This is a genomic window from Solwaraspora sp. WMMB335 (assembly GCF_049179075.1).
Classification (GTDB): domain Bacteria; phylum Actinomycetota; class Actinomycetes; order Mycobacteriales; family Micromonosporaceae; genus Micromonospora_E.
This window is the reverse complement of the sequence record NZ_JBMHMF010000001.1, coordinates 5,999,612-6,021,404: the sequence shown is the minus strand read 5'-3', so window position 1 is coordinate 6,021,404 and position 21,793 is coordinate 5,999,612. Positions and strand designations below refer to the sequence as shown.

The following is a 21,793-nucleotide window of genomic DNA, read 5'->3' as shown; positions in this document are numbered from 1 at the left end:
GGTCGCCAGGCTATGGCCGGTAGGACGTTCTCACTTCCTCGAAATTGCCCTCTCGTGTCACACGGTCTGTTGCTCTCTGAAGTTGTTTGCGACAAAGGTTCTGACCTCGGTCTCAGCCCGGCGATACTGGCGACCACGTCGTCGGTCCCGCTGGCCAGTCGATAGTGGCTGACCGGCCCACCGGCTGGCTTCTCGACACATGCCGTCATCTGTAGCCAAAATTGCTGGTCAGCAGGGCAAGGCGGGAGTTGTCCAAGATCCTGCGATGGCGACAGAGTCGATGGTGCTGTCGTCCGGGTTGGAAGAAGAAGCCACGTGGGTGCCATCAGGACGAGTCGGTCACCGCGTCGTCCGCCCAGCCATCTCCGAGCCGCTCGCGCCAGCGTGGAGTACCAAGGGCTTCTCTTCCTCGGCACTGGTGACGCTGGACGACGTTGAATTTCCCTCGACCAGCCATCAAAAGACGACAATCAAGAAGAGGTGTTTCTCGCTGTTTTGTCATAGCTTGAACTAATTCCGCCCTATGCGGTCGAGGAAGGGAAGGTACCGCCATGTCGTCGCAGAAGACCCGTGCTCGCGTCCGGAGCTCACTGTTGACACTCAAACGGATGATCGTCGGGGGAATCACCGCGCTGGCGATCACCATCGGCAGCGTCGGAGCCGCGCTCGCCCATGATGCGTACAGCACCGAGAACACCGCGGCCACGCAGACCAGCCACGCCAAGCGTGAACCGGTGGTAGGCCCCGCGCACTTCCACCCGGGATTCCGGCACGGACTGGTTCGTACCGACGGTGGCCGCCTGCACTACGTCAAAGGTGGCTCGGGTCCGGTGCTCGTGCTGCTGCACGGCTGGCCCGAGACCTGGTGGGACTGGCATCTGGTCATGCCCGAGCTGGCCAAGACCCACACCGTGATCGCGTTCGACCTGCCGGGCCTGGGCAACTCCTCGATCCCGCGCGACGGCTACGACCAGAAGACGACGGCCGCGCGGCTGCACCAAGCCGTCAACCGGCTCGGGTACCGCGAGGTGAAGGTCATGGGGCACGACATGGGCGTGCTGATTGGCTACGCTTGGGCACGGGACTACCCGCAGGAGGTGACCCGGCTGGCGGTGCTCGACTCGACGCTGCTGGGCTTCGGCTTGGAGGACGCCTACTCGCTCAGCTTCCACTTCCGGCTCAACATGGCGCCGTCGCCGATACCTGAGCAGATCGTAGACAACGATGACGTCGCCGCATACCTGAACCATGTGTTCGAGTTCGCGGCGATCCCCGACGCGATCGACCGTGACTACTACATCCATGCCTACCGGGACCCCGCCCGGCGTAGCGCGGGCTACAACTACTACCGGGCGTGGCCGGCGAACGCCGAGGACACCAAGGCCCACGCCGTGTCCAAGCGCCTTACCCAGCCGGTGCTGGCCATGGGTGCCGAGTACGTGTTCGGGCTCGGTGTCGCCGCGTCGTTCGAGCAGGTGGCCGGGGACGTGCGAGGTATCGTGGCGCCTGGATCTGGCCACTGGATCCAGGAGGAAACCCCGCAGTTCGTGATCGACTGTGCGAATCTCTTCTTCGGACCTGCGGGCGTGCCCGCGCCCTCCGAGTCGCTTGCGAACTGCGTAGCCTGACGCCGACGCGAACACGGTCCACCGTCGACACGGTGGACCGTGTCGTGTCCTCAGCCGGCGGCCGACGGACGGAGACACACCCGGCAACTTCCACGGACCTCGCTGCCGAACCCACCCTTGGGCAGGAGAAAAACGACCTTCCGGGAGATAAACCCATCTCGACGGCGCGCCGACACGCGCCGCGCTCGACTTGCGTCACACAAGTGGACGCATTAGCCTGAGTCAGTAGGTTCGTGAGACAAGTCGGCATAGACAGTGGATACCGGCGACACGGCGACTTCACCCACGCGGAGCATTGCCACTTCCGCGACACGCGCTCGCGGGACGGCGACAACCCTTCCGCATATCACGAATGTGAGGAAATCATGACCGGGCCGAGCTACACCACCGCGTTTTCCGTGGACCAGTCTCCCCAAGAGGCGTTCGAGGCGATCACCAATCCGCAGGGCTGGTGGTCGGCGGAGATCGAAGGCAACGCCGAGAAGGTCGGTGACGAGTTCCGCTACCACTACGAGGACCTGCATCGCTGCACGATCCGCGTGACTGAGTCCGTTCCCGGCGAGAAAGTCGCCTGGCACGTCGTGGACAACTACTTTTCCTTCGTCAAGGACAGCTCCGAGTGGGTCGATACCACGATGACCTTTGACATCTCGGAAGAGGACGGCAAGACCAAGATCATCTTCACCCATCACGGCCTGGTGCCCGAGTTCGAGTGCTACAACGCCTGCCAGGAGGGATGGGACAACTACATCAACGGCAGCCTCAAGAACCTGGTCGCAAAGGGCCAGGGCGTGCCCAACGCCACCGGCAAGGCGCAGACCTCCGCTGAGATGGAGCTCGGTTCGGCCAGCCGCTGACCTCCGCCGCGGTGGGTCCAGTCCGGTGAACCGGACCCACCGCGCAGCAGTACCGAACACGTCGGGCAGCTACAGCAGCCCACTCCTGCGCGCCCCCGGACGGACTGCGCATCCCGCAGCACACGCCCGTGGTTCCATGCCGACCTGTCGCCGTCAACCACCGTCGAACGGGTTGGCCCGACGCGTACGCCCCGAGATCCAGAACCGGAGCCTCGGGGCGTACGCGTGGCGGCAGCCGCCGCAGGGGGACTACCTCACCAACTGATTTCGAGTGCGCCCGTCGACCGGCCGCACACCTGCCGCAGCGCCCAGTCCTCGACTGTCACCGCACCGGCGGTGACCTCGCTCTGGCGGGTCTGCGGCATGTAGCCGTCCTTGGCCGCGATCATCGTGATCGGGTTGTGTCGCCAGTCGAGCCAGTGGGCGTACGTACCGTCGGCGCCGGTAGCCAGTGCCAACTCCATCGTCCACGTGCTCAGCTGCACCGTCGCCCCGGTGATCGGGGTCCGGCCGCCGTCGCAACCGACCGCGGTCACCGTACCGGTGATCTTGCCCCAGGTGTCCGGCGGCGTGACCGTCATCGTCACCGGCACCGGGTCCACCGCGTACGGCGTACCCTCAAGGACGGACACCCCGCTGGTGTAGATGCCGGGCTGGGCCACGTCCGCCGACAGTTCCAGAGTCACCGCCAGGCTCTCGCCCGGCGCCAGGGTCGCGGTGTCCGGGGTCACCCGAAGCCATTCGGCGTCCGGGACCGACACGCACTGGTCGAAGCCGGGCAGCACCTCCACGGTCGTGGTGGGCTGGAATCCCGCGACCGAGGATCCGCCGACCCGGTAGAGCCCACATGCGCTGCCCGGCCGGAACCCGATGCTGTTCGCCGCCGGCAGGCTCGCCCACGAGTCGGTCGCCGGGTCGTAGGCGTACCCCTGGTTGGTGACTGCCGAGGTGCCGGTCCCACCACCGGAGATCAGCAGCCGGTGGTCGGCGGTGTGATAGGCGGAACCCCACATGTTGGCGGGCATGTCCGCGACCTTGGTCCATTCGTCACCCGCCGGATCGTAGGCGTACGTCGCGGTGACCGGCTGACTGTTCGACAGGCCTCCGGCGCAGTAGAGCCGACCGCTGACCGCGCCGCACGACTGCCAGGCGATCGGCATCGGGTAGTCCGCCAGGGTCTCCCAGGCGTCGGCCCGGGGGTCGTAGCGGAACACATCGGTCGAGTACGGTGCGCAACTGCTCGTCGTACAGCCGCCCACCACGTACAGATGCCCGTCGAGCACGGCGGAACCGGCTGCCGCCGAGGCCGCCGGCACGTCGGCGCCCTTGCTCCACTCGCCGCTGGCCGGATCGTAGACGAGGGTGTCGGTGTTCAACGTGCTCCAGCCGCTGACCAGGTAGACCTTGCCGTTGATGACCCCTTCGGCAGCCTGGTTACGCGGCCCGTACGGCATGTCGGCGGTCTTGGTCCAGCTCTGCGCGACCGGGTCGTACACGTAGACGTCGGCCAGCGCCGACCCGCTGGCACCGCCGAACGAGTACAGCTTGCCGTCGACGGTGACCGCGCTGTTGTCCATGATCGTCCGGGGCAGGCTGGGCAGGGTGATCCACGGTTCCGCCGCCGGGGCCGCGGCCGCCGACGAGTCTGCCTGGTCGGGCCCGAACGACGCTGGTGGGCTGGCGCCGGCCAGCTCCTCGATCGGTACGTCGACCTCGATCCGACGCACCGGCGCGCCCGGTGCCGCGAGCAGGTCCCGCGAGTCGACCCGGCTGCCGTCGGCGCGCAGGATCTCGAAGTCGCCGCTGCGCTCGGTGAGCTGCACCTCGGCCGGCGCGCCACCGGTGTTGGTGATGGTGAAGCTGGCCTCGGTGGATTCGCCGAGCGGCACCTGCGCCTCGACCGGCCCGCCGGCGATCACCAACCGGCCGGCGGCCATCTGGTAGTTGTGCCGGGTGATCCAGTCCTCGGCGACGTCGGCCCACCGGGTCATCTCGGTGTACGCCGTCGCCGACGCGGTGATCCGGTGCCGGCCGGCCGGCGAGAACAACGCGTAGAACCCTTCGTCGACCTCCGGATCCTGCGGTGTCGCGGTGGCCCGGGTGCTCTCGTCGGGGTCGTCGACCGGCGTCACCCGGGCACCGACGAGACCGTCGCCGGTGTTGGCGTCGCGCACGAACCCGGCGACCAACCCACCGTCCACCGTGCGGCAGGCGAATTCGGTTTCGCTGACCCAGTCCAACGAGTTGAGGAACACCTGGGCGCTGTCGCTGTGCCAGGTCTGCGGACCGGTGGCGTAACTGGCTGCGTGCATCGACAGCAGTACGTGCCGGTTGTCGGCCCGCTGCTGTACGCCGATGCCGACGCCGACCGTACCGGTGTCGGAGCGGACCGCGTTGGCCACCACCATCCGACCGTCCCCGCCGAACGCGTCGAAGTAGCCGTAGTGCTTGGAGTAGACGTCGGTCTCGTTGAAGCCGATCATGTCGCCCGGAGAGAACCCGGCCACGATCGGGTGCTCCTGCATCACCTGATAGGACAGGTGTGTCTCGGTGTCGTACGAGATTCCGCTGCTGCGTACCCCGGGGTTGCCGGTGAACTGGTTCAGCAGGTAGATCCCGTTGCCGCCGACGTTGGACCAGGTGTCGAGGAACATCACCCCGACCCCGGCCGCGTCGGTGTCGGCCAGGAAGCGGGTGAACGCGTCGGCCCCCGGGTTGGTCGGCCGGTTGACGATGATCGTGTCGTAGTCGGACACGTCGTCGCCCCACTCGACCACCGTGGTCGGGATGCCACGGCCGGCGAGGAAGTCACCGATCTGCCCGTTGTCGTCACCCAGCACGCCGATACCGGCGGAGAACGTGTAACCCGGTGCCGCCTGGCACTGCTCCACCTGCGGAGCCAGATCCAGGGTGCGGTTGCCGCCGGGCATCTGCACCTGCTGCTCGACGGTGCCGTAGCCGGCGTACTGCGGTTCGACGAACAGGGTGTACGTGTCGTTCGCCGGCAGCCTCAGCTGGTAGCGGCCGGTGAACGGGTTGGTGAAGTCGCTGACGTCCGTGCCCACCACGCTCACCTTGGCGTACAGCGGCCAGCCGTGGCCGGAGCCGTCCCGGACCAGCCCGCTGAGGGTCGCGCTCGGCAGCGCCGCCAGCGCGACGTCCAGGGTGACGGCCTCGCCGATTCCGACGGTCACCTCGGCGGTCTGCTCGACGTAGCCGAACGCCGACACGGTGACCGGGTAGGTCCCGACGGTCAGCCGCGCCGAGTAGCTGCCGTCCGCGCCGGTGGTGCGCTCGCGCGCCGGCTCGGTGGCGATGGTCACCGTGGCGCCGTCGATCGGCTTGCCGGTGCCGGCGTCGGTGACGGTGCCGGCGAGGGTGCCGGTGTCACCGACCGGCGCCGCCTCCAGCAGGGCCAGCACGTCGAGCCGGCCCTCGCCGAAGACGTTGTTGTCGGCGCCGGTGCCGCCGCACTGCGGGTCGGCGGTGTCGATCGCGGTGCCGTCCAGCAACTGCCGGGTCGCGTCGGTGTCCCCGATCAGCGCGGGCGCCGCCGACCACAGCAGGGCCGCCGAACCGGCGACGTGCGGCGCCGCCATCGACGTGCCGTTCTCCGGGTAGTAGGTGTCGCCCGGCCCGGACGAGCGGACCGCGACGCCCGGGGCGGCGATGTTCGGCTTGAACTCGCCGTCCTGGCCCGGACCACGGGCGGAGAAGGAGGCGATCCGGTTGTCGACGTCGTAGGCGCCCACCGAGTAGTTGACCGTCCGGCTGCCCGGTGACCCGCTGGACTGGCAGCCCAGCTCGCCGCTGTTGCCGTTGGACCAGATGCCGAGGATGCCGGCGGCGTCCCAGGCCAGCTGGACGTCCTCCATGAACGGATCCAACGACGGTTGCCGGCTGCCCCACGAGTTGTTGATGATGTGCGGGCGCTTGCTCGCGTCGGGGTTCTGTCCGTTGAGGTCGGTCGGCTGCAACAGCCATTGGCCGGAGGCGACCAGCGCGGCGTCGCTCGGACAGCAACCGTTGGCCGCGATCCAGTTCGCTTCGGGAGCGACACCGATCTGATTGTCGGCGCCGTCGTCACCGATCATCGTGCCCATCGTGTGGGTGCCGTGCCGGCCACGGTCGCAGGGCGCGTCGGAGCAGTAGCCGTCGGCGTCGAACCAGTTGTAGTTGTGGTCGAAGGTGCCGTCGCCGAGGTTGCCCCGGTACTGGTCGACCAGTGCCGGGTGGTCGAACTGGACGCCGGTGTCGAGGTTGGCGATGGTGATGCCGGCGCCCCTGGTGCCGAACTGGTCCCATGCGTCGTCGGCGTTGATGTTGGCGATGCCCCACTCGACGGCGTTGGCCACCCGTTCGGCTTCGGCCCGCGCGATCTCCGCCGAGGTCGGCCCGCCGGGCTGCGGCTGAACCAGCTGGTACTCGACCGGCTCGTACAGGCCCTCGACGTCGGGGCGAGCCGCCAGCTCGTGTGCCAACATCGAGGTTCCGCCATGTACGTAGATGGCGTTGGTGGCCCAAAACGCCTCGTAGCTCACCCCCTGGCCGTCCAGCAACTGCCGGACGCTGGCCTGGCTGGCGGTCGCCGCCTGACGCAGGGTGGCGGCGACCGCCGCACCACGGGCCGCCCAGTCGTCGATCTGCCGCGCCTGGGACAGGTCCGCCTGGTCGGCGAACCGGATCCACAGGTCGGTGCTGACATCGTTCTGGAAGGATCGCTCCAGCTCCGGCTGGATTTTGTCGGCCGCGTTGCGTGCCGGGTCGGTGCCCGGGTCGGGCCCAGGTCGCGGCGCTGCAGCGGCTGCCGTCGGTGCCGCTGCCGCCAGTGCGGCAAGCAGCACCACCGACATCGCTCGGGCAAGGTTTCTCATGAATTTCCTTCCGCGGGTTCGTCCACGCAGGGTTGGCACGGCACCCCTCACAGGGGCTGGTACGGATCGCGGTGGCCGTGGTCGGGCCCCGCTTCGTCGGCCGGTGCGGAGCCGTCGTCCGCTCCGGCGGTCGGTCCACCGGGCCCGGGATCACCGGTCCGCTCCTCGCCCGGCCGCCGGGCCGGCGGCCATGCCGGATCGCGGTCCGAATCGTCGTGCGGCGCGTTTCTCAACTCACTCATGGAGCTGCCCCGATGGCTTTTGCATGTTGTCATGCTCCAGAGCCACCGGATCGTTAGCTATCCAGCAGATTCGTCAAAGAATTGCCCGACGGCGATGCGTTCACCGTTGCGGTGTCCAGTCGATTGCCGGCACGTTTCAGTTTGCCGCCGCGTGCGGACTCTCCCCCGTAGTGGTCGAATCGCGTCCGACATTCGACTCGCGGGTGTGGGCGGCGTTCGGGGTGGCACCGTACGCCGGAGCGGCCGGCGAATCGCGGGGGTCCGACGTGTCCGTCGCGAACACTCCGGCTTCGACCGCGGCCACGGCCAAGGAGGTCCGGGTCGAGACACCGAGTTTGCGCATCGCCGAACGGACCTGCTGGTCCACTGTCGCCGACGATTTGGCCAGGACCCGCCCGATCTCGCGGTTGGTCTTGCCCGCCACCACCAACCGCACCACGTCCAACTCTCGCGGGGAAAGCCGGTCACCGTACCCTTTGCGGCCGCCGCGCCACCGACGTGGCACGTCCGCACCGTGCTCGCGCAGTCGTCGCGCCAGCCGGTCGGCATCCCCGCGCGCGCCGAGGTCGTACAGCCGGTCGTAGACCTCGGCCAGCAGCCCTCGACCCGGGCCGGCCTGCCCGGCTGCCAGCAGCGACTGAGCCTGCCGTTCCCGGGCGAGCAGCGCGTCGTACGGACGGGGCAGCGCTTCCCAGGCCCGCGCGGCGCGGCCGAACCCCGCCGCCGCCTGGACGTGGTCACCGGCCGCGCCGGCCAGCAGCGCCCGACAGCTGGCCAGCGCGGCCTGCGGGCCGGGCGCGCCGCGACCGCGTAGTCCACGGGCGAAGCGTCGCACCAGCTGGTTGGCGGGCCCGTCGTGGCCGGCGGCGAGGTGCGCCTCGACCCGCGCTGGCGCGATGTCGGTGGCCCACACCCAGACCCGCTTGGCCGCGACCATTCCGATCGGCTCCTCGGTGACCCGCAACGCCCGGTCGACCTGGCCGTCCGCGAGCCACAGCCGGGCCAGCATCGCCGCCGGCTCGACCGTGTCGTCGACCGCTCCACGTCGGACAGCCTCTTCCAGTACCAGCTCGAACTGCTGCTCGGCGAACCGGGTCCGGCCCACGGCCGCGGCCAGCCGCCCGGCCAACCTGACGCTGGCCAGGTAGACACCGGGCCGGTCCCGATCGGCCTCGGCCAGGTCGGCCGCGCGCCGCGCGAGGCCCTCCCACCGACCGGCGAACCAGTCCAGGTTGGCCTGCTCGATCAGGATGTTGTAGCGCAGCCGGGCCAGCTGCTCGGCGTCGGCGAGCCGCAGCGCGACGGCCAGATGGCGGTCCGCTTCGGCGTACCGGCCCCAGATCAGGGCGCCGGTGCCGACGTTGGCGTGGATCCGGGCGATGTCCTGCCGTTCCACCGGCGAAGCCCCGTCGGTCGGCAGCTCGGCTACCGCCTCCCAGGCCTCCGGCTCGCCGAGCATCAACAGGGCCGCCGCCCGGTTGCCGGCCAGCGACAGGCGATCGCTGGCGGACCGGATCCGGGGGATCAGGTCGGCGGCGCGGCGCAGCCACCGCAGGTGGGTCGAGGCCGGCCACGGACCGGCGTACGCCCAGCCGAGGTAGGTCATCGCCCGAGCCGCCTCCAGCGGGTCCGCCAGATGGTCGACGGCCCGGCCGAGCTCGGTGAGCGCGGCCTCCGCCTCACCGCCGATGATCAGCAATCTTCCCAGCGGGTTACGGATGTCCGCCTGCTGGCGGGCGGTGAGGTCGGCGGCGTCCAGCACCGTACGCAGGGTGGCGACGACCCGGTGGTACACGTCGTCGACGGGCTCGCGCCGGCCGAGCGCCGCGACCGCCGCCGTGCGGGCGATCCGGGCCCGGTCAGCCGCCGGAAGCTCCGCTGTGGTCAGCAACTCGTCGAGCATGACGGCCGCCGAGGTGTGGTCACCGGACGCCATGGCCCGCCCAGCGACCTGCTCGGCATAACGCGCCCAGGCGGCCGACTCGCCCGCCTCGCGGAAATGCCGGGCGAGCTGGGCGACCGGCGGTGGGTCGAGCGCCTCCAACGACCGACCGGCGCGCAGGTGCAGCGCGGCGCGCTCGATTCGCGGCACCGCCTCGTACACGGCGGTGGCGGCGAGCGCGTGCCGGAACCGCCACCGGCCGCGGTCGTCGCCGTCGAGCAGACCGGCCGCCACCGCCTCGGTCAGGCCGGCCCGGCAGGCCCGGGACAGCAGGCCGGCGGTTGCCGCGAGAGTGGTCTCCCGCGCCGGTTCGCCGAGTACCGCCGCCGCCCGCAGCACCCGCTGGGCCGTCCGCGTGAGCCGCCCGACCCGTTCCCGGGTCGAGTCGCGCACACTCGCCGGCACCTGCAGCTCACTCAGGCTCAGCCGCACCCACCGCCCGTCGCGGAACACCACGTCCGCCCGGTCGCACAGCAGCCGGACGGACTCCTCCACGAGCAGCGGCACGCCGCTGGTGCGTTGGTGCAGGAAGCTGGCGAACTCGGTCGACATCGGATTGCCGTCGAGCATCGACGACACCAGCTCCGCGGTGTCGGCCACACTCAGCGGCACCAGCTCGATCCGCACCCGGGTGCCGCCGGCGAGCAGCCGCGACGACAGGCGCAACAACAGGGACTGGTCGCCCACCTCATCCGGCCGGTACGTCACCACCAGGCTCGGCCCACCCGCCGGTTGACGTGCGGCGAGGAACAGCAGGAACTCCAGCGTCACCTCGTCCGCCCAGTGCGCGTCCTCGACCACGAGCAGGTCCACACCGAGCGCCTGGACCAGTTCGTCCAACGCCCGGAACAGCCGATGCCGCGCGGCCTTGGCGTCGTCGATCGGCTCCGGCGACGGCGGCAGCTCGGCCGACCACTCCGGAAACAGCGGCCGCAGCGCTCCGGCCAGCGCGCTCAGCCCTTGACCCGCTCGGCCCGGCCGGATGCCGCGCATCGCGTCGACGATCGGCGCGAGTGTCAACGACTCCCGTAGCGGCGGACACACCGCGATCAACGTGCTGGACCGCAGGGCTGGCACCGCCGCGAGCGCCTCGCGCACCAGCCGGCTCTTGCCGATCCCGGCCTCACCCTGGAGCAGCACCGCCACCGGCGGCCGGGCCAGCGCGTCGATCAGCGCGGCCACTTCGCGGGCACGCCCGACGAGCCGCGGTGCCGAGATCGCCAGTGACGCGCCCACCGTCTCCGAGTGTTCACCCGCCCACATCGTCGCAGCGTAGCCCGGACCAGGCTGGCGGCTGTCTGGTCCGCTCGGCCCAATCAGGCGCGGATCACCTGCAGGACGAGCAGAATCACCCCGAGGCTGAAGAAGAGCGGGAAGTCTGGTGGAAAGATGCCGCCGAGGTGACGATAGAAGCGCAGGATCAGCATCATGCCGAAGAACGCGACGGCGTACCCGGCGGCCACCGCGCCGATCTCAGGCTTCCAGATACCGGCGACGATCCCGGCGGCCGCCGCCGTGTCCAGGACGGCGATCAGCAGGGTGAGCCCGCGGTTGGGGCGGAATCCGAAGTGGTTGGTCAGTGGCTGGATGCCGGCCTCCATGCCGATCCACATGGCCAGGCCGTGCAGGACGAACTCCATGATGAGCACGGCCGAACAGATGATGATGGCGATCCGCACGGAAACACTCTCTTCGATGGTCAGACTCTGACAAGGGGTAATCGAACGGGTGGGTGTGCTGAACGTCAGGTCGACAGGCCGGCCAGGTCGGCGAGTTGCACCAGGGCTTGGTCGAACAACGCCACCCGGTCCTCGATGATGTTGTTGAAGTGGCCGAACAGCTCCAGGTTGAGCATCCCGAACAGGCCGCTCCAGGCCGTGAGGGCGGCGACGATGGCGGAATCGGGCACGTCCGGCAGGACGGCCTGGCGTACGCGCCGCACGTCTTCGGCCAGTCCTTCGGTCAACGGCAGGCGCAACGTCCGAATGCTCAGTGCACCTGCCTGGTGGGCCGAGCTGATGATCCGTCCCAGCACCATCTTGTCACGCATCGCCGCCTGCAGGGTCGCCTCCGGGGCGTGGTACCCGCGCACGGGTGAGCCGTACACCAGGGCGTACTCATGCGGGTGGGCGACCGCCCAGGCACGTAGCGCACGGCCGGCGGCGGCCCAACGCGCAGGGTGGTCGTCCTCGACTGCCGCCGCGTCCGCCTGCTCGACCGCTTCACCGATCGAGTCGTAGCCGTCGATGACCAACGCGGTGACCAGGTCGTCCCGGCTGGGAAAATAGCGGTAGACCGCCGAGGAGACCATGCCGAGCTCGCGGGCTATCGCCCGCAGGGACAGGTTCTCCGCGCCGCGGTCGGCAAGCTGCGCCCTGGCGAGCTCGACTATCTCGTCGGTCAACTCTTTACGAACACGTTCCCGCAGCGCGCGCGCGGAGGCCAAGACATCTCCCCTCGATGCGGACTGGTCAGATCCGAGATGAAGCGTACCCGACTGGGTACCACGTATTAGAGCACCAGTCTGCTCCATGAGCAATACTCTTGACAGAGAGCAGTGCTCCTGTCAGCCTCGTATCGACCATCGCGGACCCGGTGAGCCTCGTGAGGCAAGGCACGCGAGACCTGGCGGACCTGCGGTGGCCGTAGTGGACGACGCCTGTCCCTGCCCGCTTCCCGGACGACCTGCGGACCACGGGACCGCTGTCGGCCCACGGCATCGCCTGCCGTGGCGGCAGCCGTCCAGGTCGGGTTCACCGCGAACAGCAGGACGAACCCGACCCGCCCGCAGCACCCAGCTCACCCGACTCCCGAACCAGCTCGAAGGGCCGAAAGGAAAACCATGACGAGCCAGGAACAAAAGACCGGGGTGCCCATCGGCACGCTCGGCGACCCCGCCCCGGACAAGCGGCGCTGGCTGGTGCTGGTCGTCGTGTCCGTGGGTCAGTTAATGATCGCCCTCGACACAACGGTGGCGAGCGTCATGGGCCCGGAACTGCAGCGTGAACTCGGCCTGTCCACGATCGGACTGCAGTGGGTCTTCAACAACTACATCGTGCTGTTCGGTGGCCTGCTGCTGCTCGGTGGCCGGCTCAACGACGTGATCGGCAGGCGGAGGATGTTCCTCGGCAGCCTGGCGCTGTTCACCGCCGGATCGCTGCTGGCCGCCATGGCGCAGACCGACGACCAGATCCTGCTCGCTCGTGCGTTGCAGGGGCTGGCGGCGGCCGGCCTGTCGCCTGCGTGCCTCAGCATCCTCGTGGTCTCCTTCCGCGACCCGATCGAGCGGGCGAAGGCGTTCGGCGTCTGGGGCGCGGTCATCGGTGTCGGTGCCGGCCTCGGCACGCTGCTCGGTGGAGCGATCGTCGACGTCAACTGGCGGCTGGCGTTCTACATCAACGTGCCGATCGCCGTGGTCCTCACCATCGGCGCGTTCGCGCTGATCAAGGGTGGCGGCCCCGCGGGGTCGCGGCCCAAGGCCGACGTCCTCGGCGGTGTCACCGGTACTCTCGGGCTCGGCTCGCTGGTCTTCGCCATCGTCAGCATCACCGACCACGGCTGGACGAGCACGCGTACCGTCGGTGCCTTCGTGCTGGCCGCCGTCATGCTGCCGATGTTCGTCGTGATCGAGCATCGCGCGGAAGCACCGCTGCTGCCCCTGCGGCTGTTCCGGCTACGCGGTGTGGTGGCGGGCAGCCTCGGTGAATTCTTCACCGCGGGTCTGATGATCCCGTGCTTCATGCTCCTGCCGATATACATGCAAAGCATCCTGGGGTACAGCCCGTTGGAAACCGGACTCGCGTACCTGCCAACGACCCTCGCCATGATGATCGTGGCCGGTCCGCTGTCCAAGGCGATTCCGAAGATCGGCGCGCAGATCCCGTACGTGATCGGCGCCGTGCTCCTCGCCGTCATGCTGGTCCTGCTGATGCGTACGCCCACCAGCGGCTCCTACTGGGCGGTGCTGCTCCCGATCACCTCGCTGCTCGGCGTCGGCCTGGTCCTCTGCCTCATTCCCACACCCACGGTCGGCACCTCGGCAGCGACCGAGGACGACGCCGGCACCACCTCCGCCCTGCTGAACGTCTCCACGCAGGTCGGCGGCGCGCTCGCGCTGGCCATCTCGGCCTCGGTCATGCAGCGGCACCTGACCGGGCTGGCCGCCGACGGACAGGTCGGCCCGTCGGCGCTGAACGAGGCCCTGCACCTCGGTATCGCGACCCTGTTCGTCTGGGTCTTCTTCAGCCTGCTCACCGGCATCATCGGCTTCCGTGGGCTGCCGGCCGCCCCGCCACCGCCCATCGGTGCGGCCGCCGGTGACGGGTCGGCGGACTCCGACGGCGACGCTGTCGGTGCCGTCGACAACACCGACAACGCGCCTCAGGCCGTGGCACCGGCCGCCTCCTGACCGACCGATGAGATGCCGGCGGTCGGACATGGTCGCCATGTCCGACCGCCGGCCCGCTCAAGCCTCGGTCGAGCGATGCCGAGTTTGCTGTTCCTAGAAGTCCGTCAAAGGAGGCACCGTGCGTTGGGACAACATCTACCTGGCCGGGACCGGCCTGTACCTGCCGGAGCAGGAGCACACCGCGGAACAGGCGGTGGCCGACGGCGCGTACGACGCGGCGGCGGCGGAGACGAACGGCATCCGCGCGGTACGGGTCGCCAACGATGACGAGGCCGGCGTGGTGATGGCGGCCGCCGCCGGGCGCCAGGCCATGGCTCGATCCGGACACGACCCGAAAGACATCGACCTGGTGCTGCACGGCTACGTGTCGCACCAGGGCCGGGAAATGTGGAGCCCGGCCCACTACGTTCAGCAGGAAGCCGTCGGCACCGGTCCGTCCGTGACCGTCGAGATGCGACAGGGGTGCAATGGCGCGCTGGCCTCGCTGGAGCTCGGTGCCTCACACCTGGCCGCCCGGCCGGATGCCACCGCCGCGCTGATCACCGCGGGTGACGCGTTCCGGCTGCCGTACATCGACCGCTGGAAGAGCGACGATCAGACCATCTTCGGTGACGCCGGCAGCGCGCTGGTCCTGTCCAAGAAGGGCGGTTTCGCCCGTCTGCTGTCCACCGCCAGTACGACCGAGCCGAGTCTGGAGCCCCTCTACCGGGGCGGCGGGCCATGGACCTGGGCCCCGTTCGAGACCGGTAAGCCGGTGGACCTGACGGCTCGCAAGGACGAATGGCTGATGCGCTACGAGGACGCGTACGACGACGCGCTCGCGCTGGTCAACGAGCGGCTCATGAGCGTGCTGGAACGGGCGACGAGCGAGGCCGAAACCAGCGTGGCCGACGCGCAGTGGTTCGTGCACGCCAACCTGATCATGCCGATCGTCGAGTGGGGTTTCCACAAGTCGCTCGGTCTCGACCCCGACAAGACCACCTATGAGTGGGGCCGTGACCTCGGACACATGGGCAACAGCGACCAGATCGCGGGCATCAACCACCTGGTCGAGACCGGACGGCCCAAGCCGGGGGACAAGCTGATCACCGTCGGAGCAGGGATCGGCTTCATGTGGACGGTAGCTGTGTTGCAGTTCGTGTGAGGGTGCCAGGGGCCGGCAAGGGGTGACAGCCTGCCGGCCCCGCCCGCTGGGGGGTGACGATTTGCTGACTGACGGATGTCCGGAACCGGTCGACGGGTATCCGAAGCCGGCTACAGAATCCAGCCCGCGTCCCGGGCGATCCGGACGGCGTCGACCCGGGTCCGGGCGTCGAGCTTGGTGGCGATCGACGTGAGATGGTTACGGACCGTCCCGGCGGAGAGATAGAGCATGGCGGCGATCTCCTTCGCGGAATGGCCGTTGGCGGTCAGCTTCAGGATCTCTATCTCCCGTGGCGACAGCGGGCTGGCCGCACGCTCGTTCAGCGCCGCGAGCGCGATCTGCGGATCCACCACGCGCCGCCCTGCCGCCACCTCACGGACGGCCTCGGCGAGGCTTGCCGGCGGTGCGTGCTTGAGCATCAGGCCGGTCACACCGGCGTCGAGGCTGCGACGTAGCATGCCAGGACGGTCGATTCCGGTCAGGATCAGCGTACGGCAGGACGGTAGTTGCTCGTGCAGCAGCTTCGCCGCGGTCAAGCCGTCGATCCCGGGTAGGTGCAGATCGATGATGGCAACGTCCGGACGGTTCGTCAGCGCGGCCGGCAGGATCGCGTCACCGCGCTCCAGCTGTGCCACGACCTGGATGTCCGGCTGCAGTTCGAGCAAGGCCACGAGCGCCCCCCGGACCATGTTGACGTCCTCAGCCAACAGGACCCGCAACGATCGCGCCTGCACGGCCTGTGTCCCTGCCTCCCACACTGGCCAATCGTGATGCACTCCATCGACCCCTTTCGGAACGATCGGGATGCCGGGAACAGACATGCCGCCGTCGATCGGGTGCCTGCCGCCTTTTCCCGAATATGCGTACCGGTGCCACCGCGAGTTCCGATCCGCCTCAAAACCACGGTCCGCCTCAAAACCACGGCCTCCTCCAGCGCAGCACCACCGGTGGCGCAATCGGACCACACGACGACCGAGCGCAGCACAGCGTACCCACCCGAATCAAGTGATCGGAGATGACGCCGTTGGTACGCCGCAATCTGTCAAATTCACGATTGTCCCGTTGCCGGCAGGAGCCGGCTCACCGACCGGGTCCTCGTTACGCCGCGCCGACCAGCCCGGTGTCCGCCAACGGTCGACCACCGGAAAGGATGACCTGCTGGAGCTGACGCAGGCGGGGGGCGGGCTCGACGCCCAGCTCCGCGATCAGCACGGCACGGATCCGCTGGAACTCCTGCAGCGCCTGGCCAACCTGTCCGGAGAGGTACAGCGAGGTCATGAAGTGCGCGGTGAAGCTTTCGTTGAGCGGGTGCTGGGCGCAGAGCGTCCGGAGCTCGCCGAGGACTTCCAGATGCCGTCCCAGGCGCAGGTCAGCCTCGATCCGGCGGTCGACGGCGGCTATCCGCAGATCGTTGAGCGCCAAGGCGTGCATGGCCAACCGCGGCCCGTACTGGATGTCCGACAGCATCGGCGCCCGCCACAGGGCCAGTGCACGGCCCAGCACCATGCTCGCGGAGTGGAAGTCGCGCTGTTCGAAGGCCTCGGTGCCGGCTCGACCGAGCTCGATGAACTCACGTACGTCCGTGTCACCGCCCGCCAGACGCAACGAGTAGCCGCTCCGCTCGGTCACCAAGATCTCCCGCGGATCCTTCCCCGACCCCTGCTCCAGTGCACTGCCAAGTTGTCGCCGCAGCTGGTGAATATAGGTATGCAGGGTAGTCGTAGCGCTCTGTGGCGGATTATTCTCCCAGAGTTCCTCGAAGAGGACGTTCTTGGTGACCAGACGGTCGCCGTTGAGCGCAAGCAATGCCAAAATCTGACACGGCTTGGCTGCCGTCGGCACGATCGATACGTTGTCGACCTCGGCCGACAACGGGCCCAACAGATTGATTCTCATGCGCCAATCCCCCACTGTGTATCGAGCCTTTCGATACATCGACACTAGTCCGTCGGCCAAGGAAGAAGAAGCGCTGGTGGGCCGTTCGGGGTACAACGTGAAGATTTCACGCCCGCCCGGTCCCCGAGACCTCGGTTGATTGATGAGTCAAGCAAAGGTGGTCGAGCCGGGTCCGGCGGCGCACCGCCGTGCCGCGATGTCGTGACGGGCGTCCGACATCACCGCGTGGTGACGCCGTCACAGTCGAGCAACGCGGCCGACACCTCGGTACGGATCTCGCGGGCGAGCGCCGCGACACCCACGCCGAGGAAGTAGAAGTGGCCACCGGGAAAGAAGCACTGCCGCAGCGGCCGCGCCGTCTCCGCCTGCCAGTCGGCCAGAGTGGCCGGCGGCGCCCACGGGTCGGCGAGCCCACCGAGCACCGTGAGTGGACAGGACAACGGTCGACGTTCGGGCGCCGGCCGGTACGAGTCCACCGCCTGCAGGTCGGCCCGGGCCAGCTGAACGAACTGTTCCTGTAGCCCGGGCATCTGCCGCAGCCGCTGCGGCGTGCCGCCGAGGTCGAACAACACGTCGAGGAGACGGTCGTCGTCGAGCTCCCACAGCGGCTGGCGATGCACATCCACGGTCGACGGGGCGCTGCGTCCCGAGACCCCGACCCAGATCGGCACCTTCGCGAGCGACGACATCCGCCGCCCGACCTCAGTGGCGACCACCGCGCCCATACTATGCCCGAACAGGGCATATGGCAGATCGGTATGCCCGGAGAGGTGGTGGACCATCTCCTCGACCGCGCCGCTCATCGCCCGGTACGGCGCCTCGCCGTACCGTCTGCCTCGACCGGGTAGATCCGCCAGCAGCACGTCCCAGTCCGGCGGCAGCTCACGTGCCAACGGGTGGTAGCCGGCGGCCGAGCCGCCAGCGTGGTGGAAGACGACCAGCCGCAGGGTGAAGTCGCCCGCTTGCCGGGGCCGCAGGAACGGGGTCACCGACGGCTCACCGCTGGTCGGGTCGCGGCACAGACGTCGTGTGCCAGAGTGTCCAGCAGGCCGGACAGCGGCTCGTCGACGGCGAGTTCCACGACCGCCCCGGACATCTGGAACCGTTGCTCGACCGCCTGCAGGAAGAGCATGGCCGTGAACGAGTCACCACCGAGCTCGGCGAAGCTGAGCCTCAGGTCGAGGTCGCCGTCCTGCTTCAACACGGCTGCCAGTTCATCCCGCAGGAACCGTTGCACCGTTGCCGGGTCGCTGTCGACGGGAATCTGGCTGTCGACGGGCACCTCGCTGTCGACGCGAGGCGTGCCGGTGTCGACCCGTCCGTCCGCCGATGCCGCCCAGGCAGGCGTCACCGTCACCTCGTCCACCCAGAACCTGCGGCGTTGGAACGGATACGTCGGCAGGTCGCCGACCAGTCGCGCACCGGGCGCGCGCAACCGGTCCAGACGCAGATCGGCACCGGCCCGGAACAGGGTCGCGAGCGCGTCGAGAAAGCAGCCGGTGGCCCGGTCGGGATCCGCCGGGATCAGTGGAACCCGGATGTCGCCGTACCTCAGTTCGGCCATCCGATCGGCGGTGCCGTCGGCTTCGTCCGGGTCGGACACCGTGCCCGTACCCGTGTCAGCGCCGACGCGGACCGCTATGCCGAGCAGCTCGAAGGCCCCGACCAGCCAGGCCGCCGGATCCAGCTCGGGTGTGGTCGGCTCGACCGTCAACAGTGGCAGGTCTGCGGCGACCGCCGCGACTGCCTTGGCCAGCAGGCCGGATGTCGCCGCAGCGCAGACCAGCTCCGGTCGTGGAGGTACGCCAGGCTCCGGCGCCGCGGCGCTGGCCACCAGGCTGACCTTGCGGGCCAGCTCCCGCGACGACGTGCCGGTGACCGCGAGCCGGTACGCCAACGGTGCCCGACCGGCGCGCAACGTGTGACACACCGACGGCAGCGCGTCTGGCGGGCACCGGAACAGATACGTGCTGACCTCGGCGGCCAGTGCCTGCAGCCCGGCCCCGGACCGGGCGGAGAGCACCAGCAGCTCCGGTCGAATCGCCGGGACGGCGGGCGGCGCCGGGACGGCGGGCGGCAGGGCTTCCTGCACGATCGCGTGGGCATTGGTGCCGCTGAGCCCGAACGCGCTGATGCCCGCCGTACGCCCGACGCCGGTCCATTCGCGTGCCGTACGCGGCAGCTGCAGCCGGTTGGCCTGCCACGGGATCAACGGGTTGAGCGGTCCCGCCGCCGCGGGAACATCGACGACGATCCGTCCGTACCGCAGCATCAGAACGAGCTTGATCAACCCGGCCATCCCGGCCGCGGCCTCGAGGTGGCCCAGTCTGGCCTTGACGCTGCCGATGAGCAACTCGGGCTGCTCGACCGACCGGTTCCGGCCATAGACGGCTTCCAGAGCGGTGGCCTCGATCGGGTCGCCGAGCGAGGTCCCGGTACCGTGCGCCTCGACGTACGACACCGCGTCCGGACGCACCCCGGCGTCGCGCAACGCGGCGTGCATCACCTCCTGCTGGGCCGGCCCGTTCGGCACGGTCAGGCCCGACGCGGCACCGTCGTGGTTCACCGCGGTGCCGAGAACGACCGCCAGCACCGGTCGATCCTCGGCGAGCGCGTCGTCCAGGCGCATGAGCAGGACCGTCGCCACACCCTCGCCACGCCCGTAGCCGTCCGCCGCGGCGGTGAACGGCTTCGACCGCCCGTCGGGCGCGAGGGCTCTGCTCTGGCACAGCGAAACCATCAGGTGCGGGGAGAAGATCAGGTTGGCACCGCCGACCAGCGCGTAGCGGCACTCCCCCGCGCGCAGGCTGCGGGCCGCGCTGTGCAACGCCACCAGCGACGAGGAGCAGGCGGTGTCCAGGCTGACGGCAGGCCCGCGCAGGCCCATCGCGTAGGCCACGCGGCCAGCGGCGAAGCAGTGACCTCCGCCGGTGCCGAAGTACGGATCGATGTCGTCGGGCTTGGCGGTGAGCCGCTCGCCGTACTCGGCGGTCATCAGCCCGACGAACACCCCGGCGTCGAGCCGATCGGCGCGGCGCACCGGGACACCGGCGCGCTCGAACGCCTCCCAGGCGGTCTCCAGCAGCAGGCGCTGCTGCGGATCGAGTGACTCCGCCTCCCGCTGCGAGATGCCGAAGAACTCGGCGTCGAAGCTCGACACGTCACGCAGGAAGCCGGCCCGGCTGACGTACGAGTGCCCCGGCCGGCCGACTTCGGGGTGGTACGCCGAGCGCAGGCCGGGGCGGTCGGCGGGGCACTCGCTCGTCGCGTCGCCGCTGCCGCGGAGAAACTCCCAGTACTGCTCGGGCGTACTGATGCCGCCCGGGAGCCGGAGTCCCATGCCGACGATGGCGAGCGGGACCCGCCGCGCCGTCTCGAGTTCCTGGATCCTCGCCCGCAGCTGGCGCGACAGCCGCAGCTGGTCTTCGACGAGCTTGCGCAACTCTGTTGGTTCCACGTCGGTTGATTCCACGTCGGTCCTCGATGTCCGTTGGCTGCGATGGCGATCGAAGCTGGTCGGAACGTATCGGGTGACGCTTGAGCGGACCTTGGAACGGGCGCAGGTCGGCATCGGCGCCTGCGCACGCGTCAAGGTCGGCTCAAGCCCGGAGAGCAAGACTCGTCCCCGTTCGGGACTCCGCAGCGTGCCTCGGTGGAGCAGACGAGCCGGCAGCATCGGACCGGCAAAGGGGGCGGCATGACCCAGCGCAATCTACAGGGAATTCTCGGGTGTATCGGCGATACGCCACTTATCGAACTCGATGGACTCCTCCGCGATATTCCAGCTCGGGTGTTCGCGAAGCTCGAACTGGCCAACCCGGGCGGCAGCATCAAGGACCGGACCGCGCTGAACATGCTACTCGACAAGATCCGGTCCGGAGAACTGACACCGCACCGTTCCGTGGTCATCGAGTCGAGTTCCGGCAATCTGGCGATTGGCATCGCACAGATATGCCGCTACTTCGGTCTCCGATTCATCTGTGTCGTCGACGCGAAGACGACCGGGCAGAACATCGCAATCCTCCGGGCGTTCCAGGCGGAGATCGAGATCATCGCCGAGCCGGATCCGCAGACCGGCGAGTTTCTGCCGGTACGCATTCGCCGGGTCCGGGAGCTGCTGAACGATCATCCGGACGGATACTGGCCCAACCAGTACGCGAATCCCCTCAATCCGGCCGCCCATCATCAGACGATGCGGGAGATCCTCACCACCCTTGGTGGCCCGCCGGATTACCTGTTCTGCGCCACCAGTACCTGCGGCACCCTGACCGGAATCCGTACGTACGTCCGGGAGAACGACCTGCCGACGCAGGTGATCGCAGTCGACGCGGTGGGCAGCGCCATCTTCGGTGACGAAAGCCGCCGCCGGCTGATTCCCGGTCACGGGGCATCCGCGCCGCCACCGCTGTTGGTGGCCGATTCCGCACATCGGGTGGTACACGTCTCGGATCTGGACTGTGTCGTCGGATGCCGGCGGTTGATGGCTCGCGAAGCGATCCTCGCCGGCGGCTCCTCCGGCGGCGTCGTGTCGGCCCTGGAACGGTTCCGCGGGCGGATTCCAGCCGGAAAGACCGTCGTGCTGATCTTTCCGGATCGCGGTGAACGATACCTCAACACCATCTATTCCGACTCGTGGGTGCAACAGAATTTCGGTGAGGTGTCCCACCTGTGGAAGGAGTCCGGGATAGCCGCCGCCGGCCGACATTGAATTCGACGTTTCGCACCGTCGGGTCGCACCGTCGGATCGCAGCGTCTCGAGGCGCCGGCACGCCTGACACGTGCGCCGACGCACAGGTACTGAG

The 21,793-nt window shown here is 69.0% G+C and carries 14 protein-coding genes; 5 read left to right on the top strand and 9 right to left on the bottom strand.

Annotated elements, in window-relative coordinates:
* Positions 1-608: 608 nt before the first annotated feature.
* Both ACN27F_RS26130 and ACN27F_RS26125 read left to right on the top strand, forming a co-directional pair.
* Complete coding sequence (locus tag ACN27F_RS26130; protein ID WP_421437857.1) at positions 609-1,628, top strand: alpha/beta fold hydrolase; 1,020 nt, start codon at positions 609-611, stop codon at positions 1,626-1,628.
* A gap of 233 nt (positions 1,629-1,861) precedes the next feature.
* On the top strand, positions 1,862-2,485 hold the full coding sequence (locus ACN27F_RS26125; RefSeq protein WP_421437855.1) for an SRPBCC family protein: 624 nt from the start codon (positions 1,862-1,864) through the stop codon (positions 2,483-2,485).
* Between the two features lie 254 nt (positions 2,486-2,739).
* Here the strand turns inward: ACN27F_RS26125 and ACN27F_RS26120 are convergent, their stop codons facing one another.
* The 5 genes from ACN27F_RS26120 to ACN27F_RS26100 all read right to left on the bottom strand — a co-directional run bounded on the left by ACN27F_RS26120 (position 2,740) and on the right by ACN27F_RS26100 (position 11,989).
* A complete protein-coding gene (locus ACN27F_RS26120) occupies positions 2,740-7,359 on the bottom strand; it encodes a S8 family serine peptidase (protein WP_421437853.1) in 4,620 nt (1,539 codons plus the stop codon).
* A 47-nt stretch (positions 7,360-7,406) separates the two neighbouring features.
* Positions 7,407-7,601, bottom strand: a complete 195-nt coding sequence (locus tag ACN27F_RS26115) for a hypothetical protein (RefSeq protein WP_421437852.1) — start codon at positions 7,599-7,601, stop codon at positions 7,407-7,409.
* 136 nt (positions 7,602-7,737) lie between these two features.
* Positions 7,738-10,806, bottom strand: a complete 3,069-nt coding sequence (locus tag ACN27F_RS26110) for an AAA family ATPase (RefSeq protein WP_421437851.1) — start codon at positions 10,804-10,806, stop codon at positions 7,738-7,740.
* A 53-nt stretch (positions 10,807-10,859) separates the two neighbouring features.
* Positions 10,860-11,222 (bottom strand): hypothetical protein, encoded by a 363-nt coding sequence (locus ACN27F_RS26105; protein ID WP_421437849.1) that lies wholly within the window; start codon positions 11,220-11,222, stop codon positions 10,860-10,862.
* Between the two features lie 65 nt (positions 11,223-11,287).
* Positions 11,288-11,989, bottom strand: a complete 702-nt coding sequence (locus tag ACN27F_RS26100) for a TetR/AcrR family transcriptional regulator (protein WP_421437847.1) — start codon at positions 11,987-11,989, stop codon at positions 11,288-11,290.
* A 396-nt stretch (positions 11,990-12,385) separates the two neighbouring features.
* On the opposite strand from ACN27F_RS26100, the gene ACN27F_RS26095 reads away from it, so the two are divergent.
* Both ACN27F_RS26095 and ACN27F_RS26090 read left to right on the top strand, forming a co-directional pair.
* Entirely contained in the window at positions 12,386-13,951 is a 1,566-nt protein-coding gene (locus tag ACN27F_RS26095) for an MFS transporter (protein WP_421437846.1), read from the top strand.
* Positions 13,952-14,069: 118 nt separating this feature from the next.
* Positions 14,070-15,095 (top strand): ketoacyl-ACP synthase III family protein, encoded by a 1,026-nt coding sequence (locus ACN27F_RS26090; RefSeq protein WP_421437844.1) that lies wholly within the window; start codon positions 14,070-14,072, stop codon positions 15,093-15,095.
* A gap of 110 nt (positions 15,096-15,205) precedes the next feature.
* Here ACN27F_RS26090 and ACN27F_RS26085 read toward each other — a convergent pair whose 3' ends face one another.
* The 4 genes from ACN27F_RS26085 to ACN27F_RS26070 all read right to left on the bottom strand — a co-directional run bounded on the left by ACN27F_RS26085 (position 15,206) and on the right by ACN27F_RS26070 (position 20,463).
* Complete coding sequence (locus ACN27F_RS26085; RefSeq protein WP_421437843.1) at positions 15,206-15,829, bottom strand: response regulator transcription factor; 624 nt, start codon at positions 15,827-15,829, stop codon at positions 15,206-15,208.
* A 364-nt stretch (positions 15,830-16,193) separates the two neighbouring features.
* A complete protein-coding gene (locus ACN27F_RS26080; protein WP_421437841.1) occupies positions 16,194-16,976 on the bottom strand; it encodes an AfsR/SARP family transcriptional regulator in 783 nt (260 codons plus the stop codon).
* Between the two features lie 233 nt (positions 16,977-17,209).
* Positions 17,210-17,980 (bottom strand): thioesterase II family protein, encoded by a 771-nt coding sequence (locus ACN27F_RS26075; RefSeq protein WP_421437839.1) that lies wholly within the window; start codon positions 17,978-17,980, stop codon positions 17,210-17,212.
* Positions 17,977-20,463, bottom strand: a complete 2,487-nt coding sequence (locus tag ACN27F_RS26070) for a beta-ketoacyl synthase N-terminal-like domain-containing protein (RefSeq protein WP_421437837.1) — start codon at positions 20,461-20,463, stop codon at positions 17,977-17,979. Before ACN27F_RS26070 ends, ACN27F_RS26075 begins: the two co-directional genes overlap by 4 nt.
* A 225-nt stretch (positions 20,464-20,688) precedes the next feature.
* Here ACN27F_RS26070 and sbnA point away from each other — a divergent pair, with 225 nt between their 5' ends.
* Complete coding sequence (gene sbnA, locus ACN27F_RS26065; protein WP_421437835.1) at positions 20,689-21,699, top strand: 2,3-diaminopropionate biosynthesis protein SbnA; 1,011 nt, start codon at positions 20,689-20,691, stop codon at positions 21,697-21,699.
* Positions 21,700-21,793: the final 94 nt, after the last annotated feature.

Excerpts from the sequence above, each read along its gene's own strand:
- ACN27F_RS26110 (WP_421437851.1), bottom strand. The coding sequence starts at position 10,806 with ATGTGGGCGGGTGAACACTCGGAGACGGTGGGCGCGTCACTGGCGATC.
- sbnA (WP_421437835.1), top strand. The coding sequence starts at position 20,689 with ATGACCCAGCGCAATCTACAGGGAATTCTCGGGTGTATCGGCGATACG.
- ACN27F_RS26120 (WP_421437853.1), bottom strand. The coding sequence starts at position 7,359 with ATGAGAAACCTTGCCCGAGCGATGTCGGTGGTGCTGCTTGCCGCACTG.
- ACN27F_RS26115 (WP_421437852.1), bottom strand. The coding sequence starts at position 7,601 with ATGAGTGAGTTGAGAAACGCGCCGCACGACGATTCGGACCGCGATCCG.
- ACN27F_RS26095 (WP_421437846.1), top strand. The coding sequence starts at position 12,386 with ATGACGAGCCAGGAACAAAAGACCGGGGTGCCCATCGGCACGCTCGGC.
- ACN27F_RS26130 (WP_421437857.1), top strand. The coding sequence starts at position 609 with ATGATCGTCGGGGGAATCACCGCGCTGGCGATCACCATCGGCAGCGTC.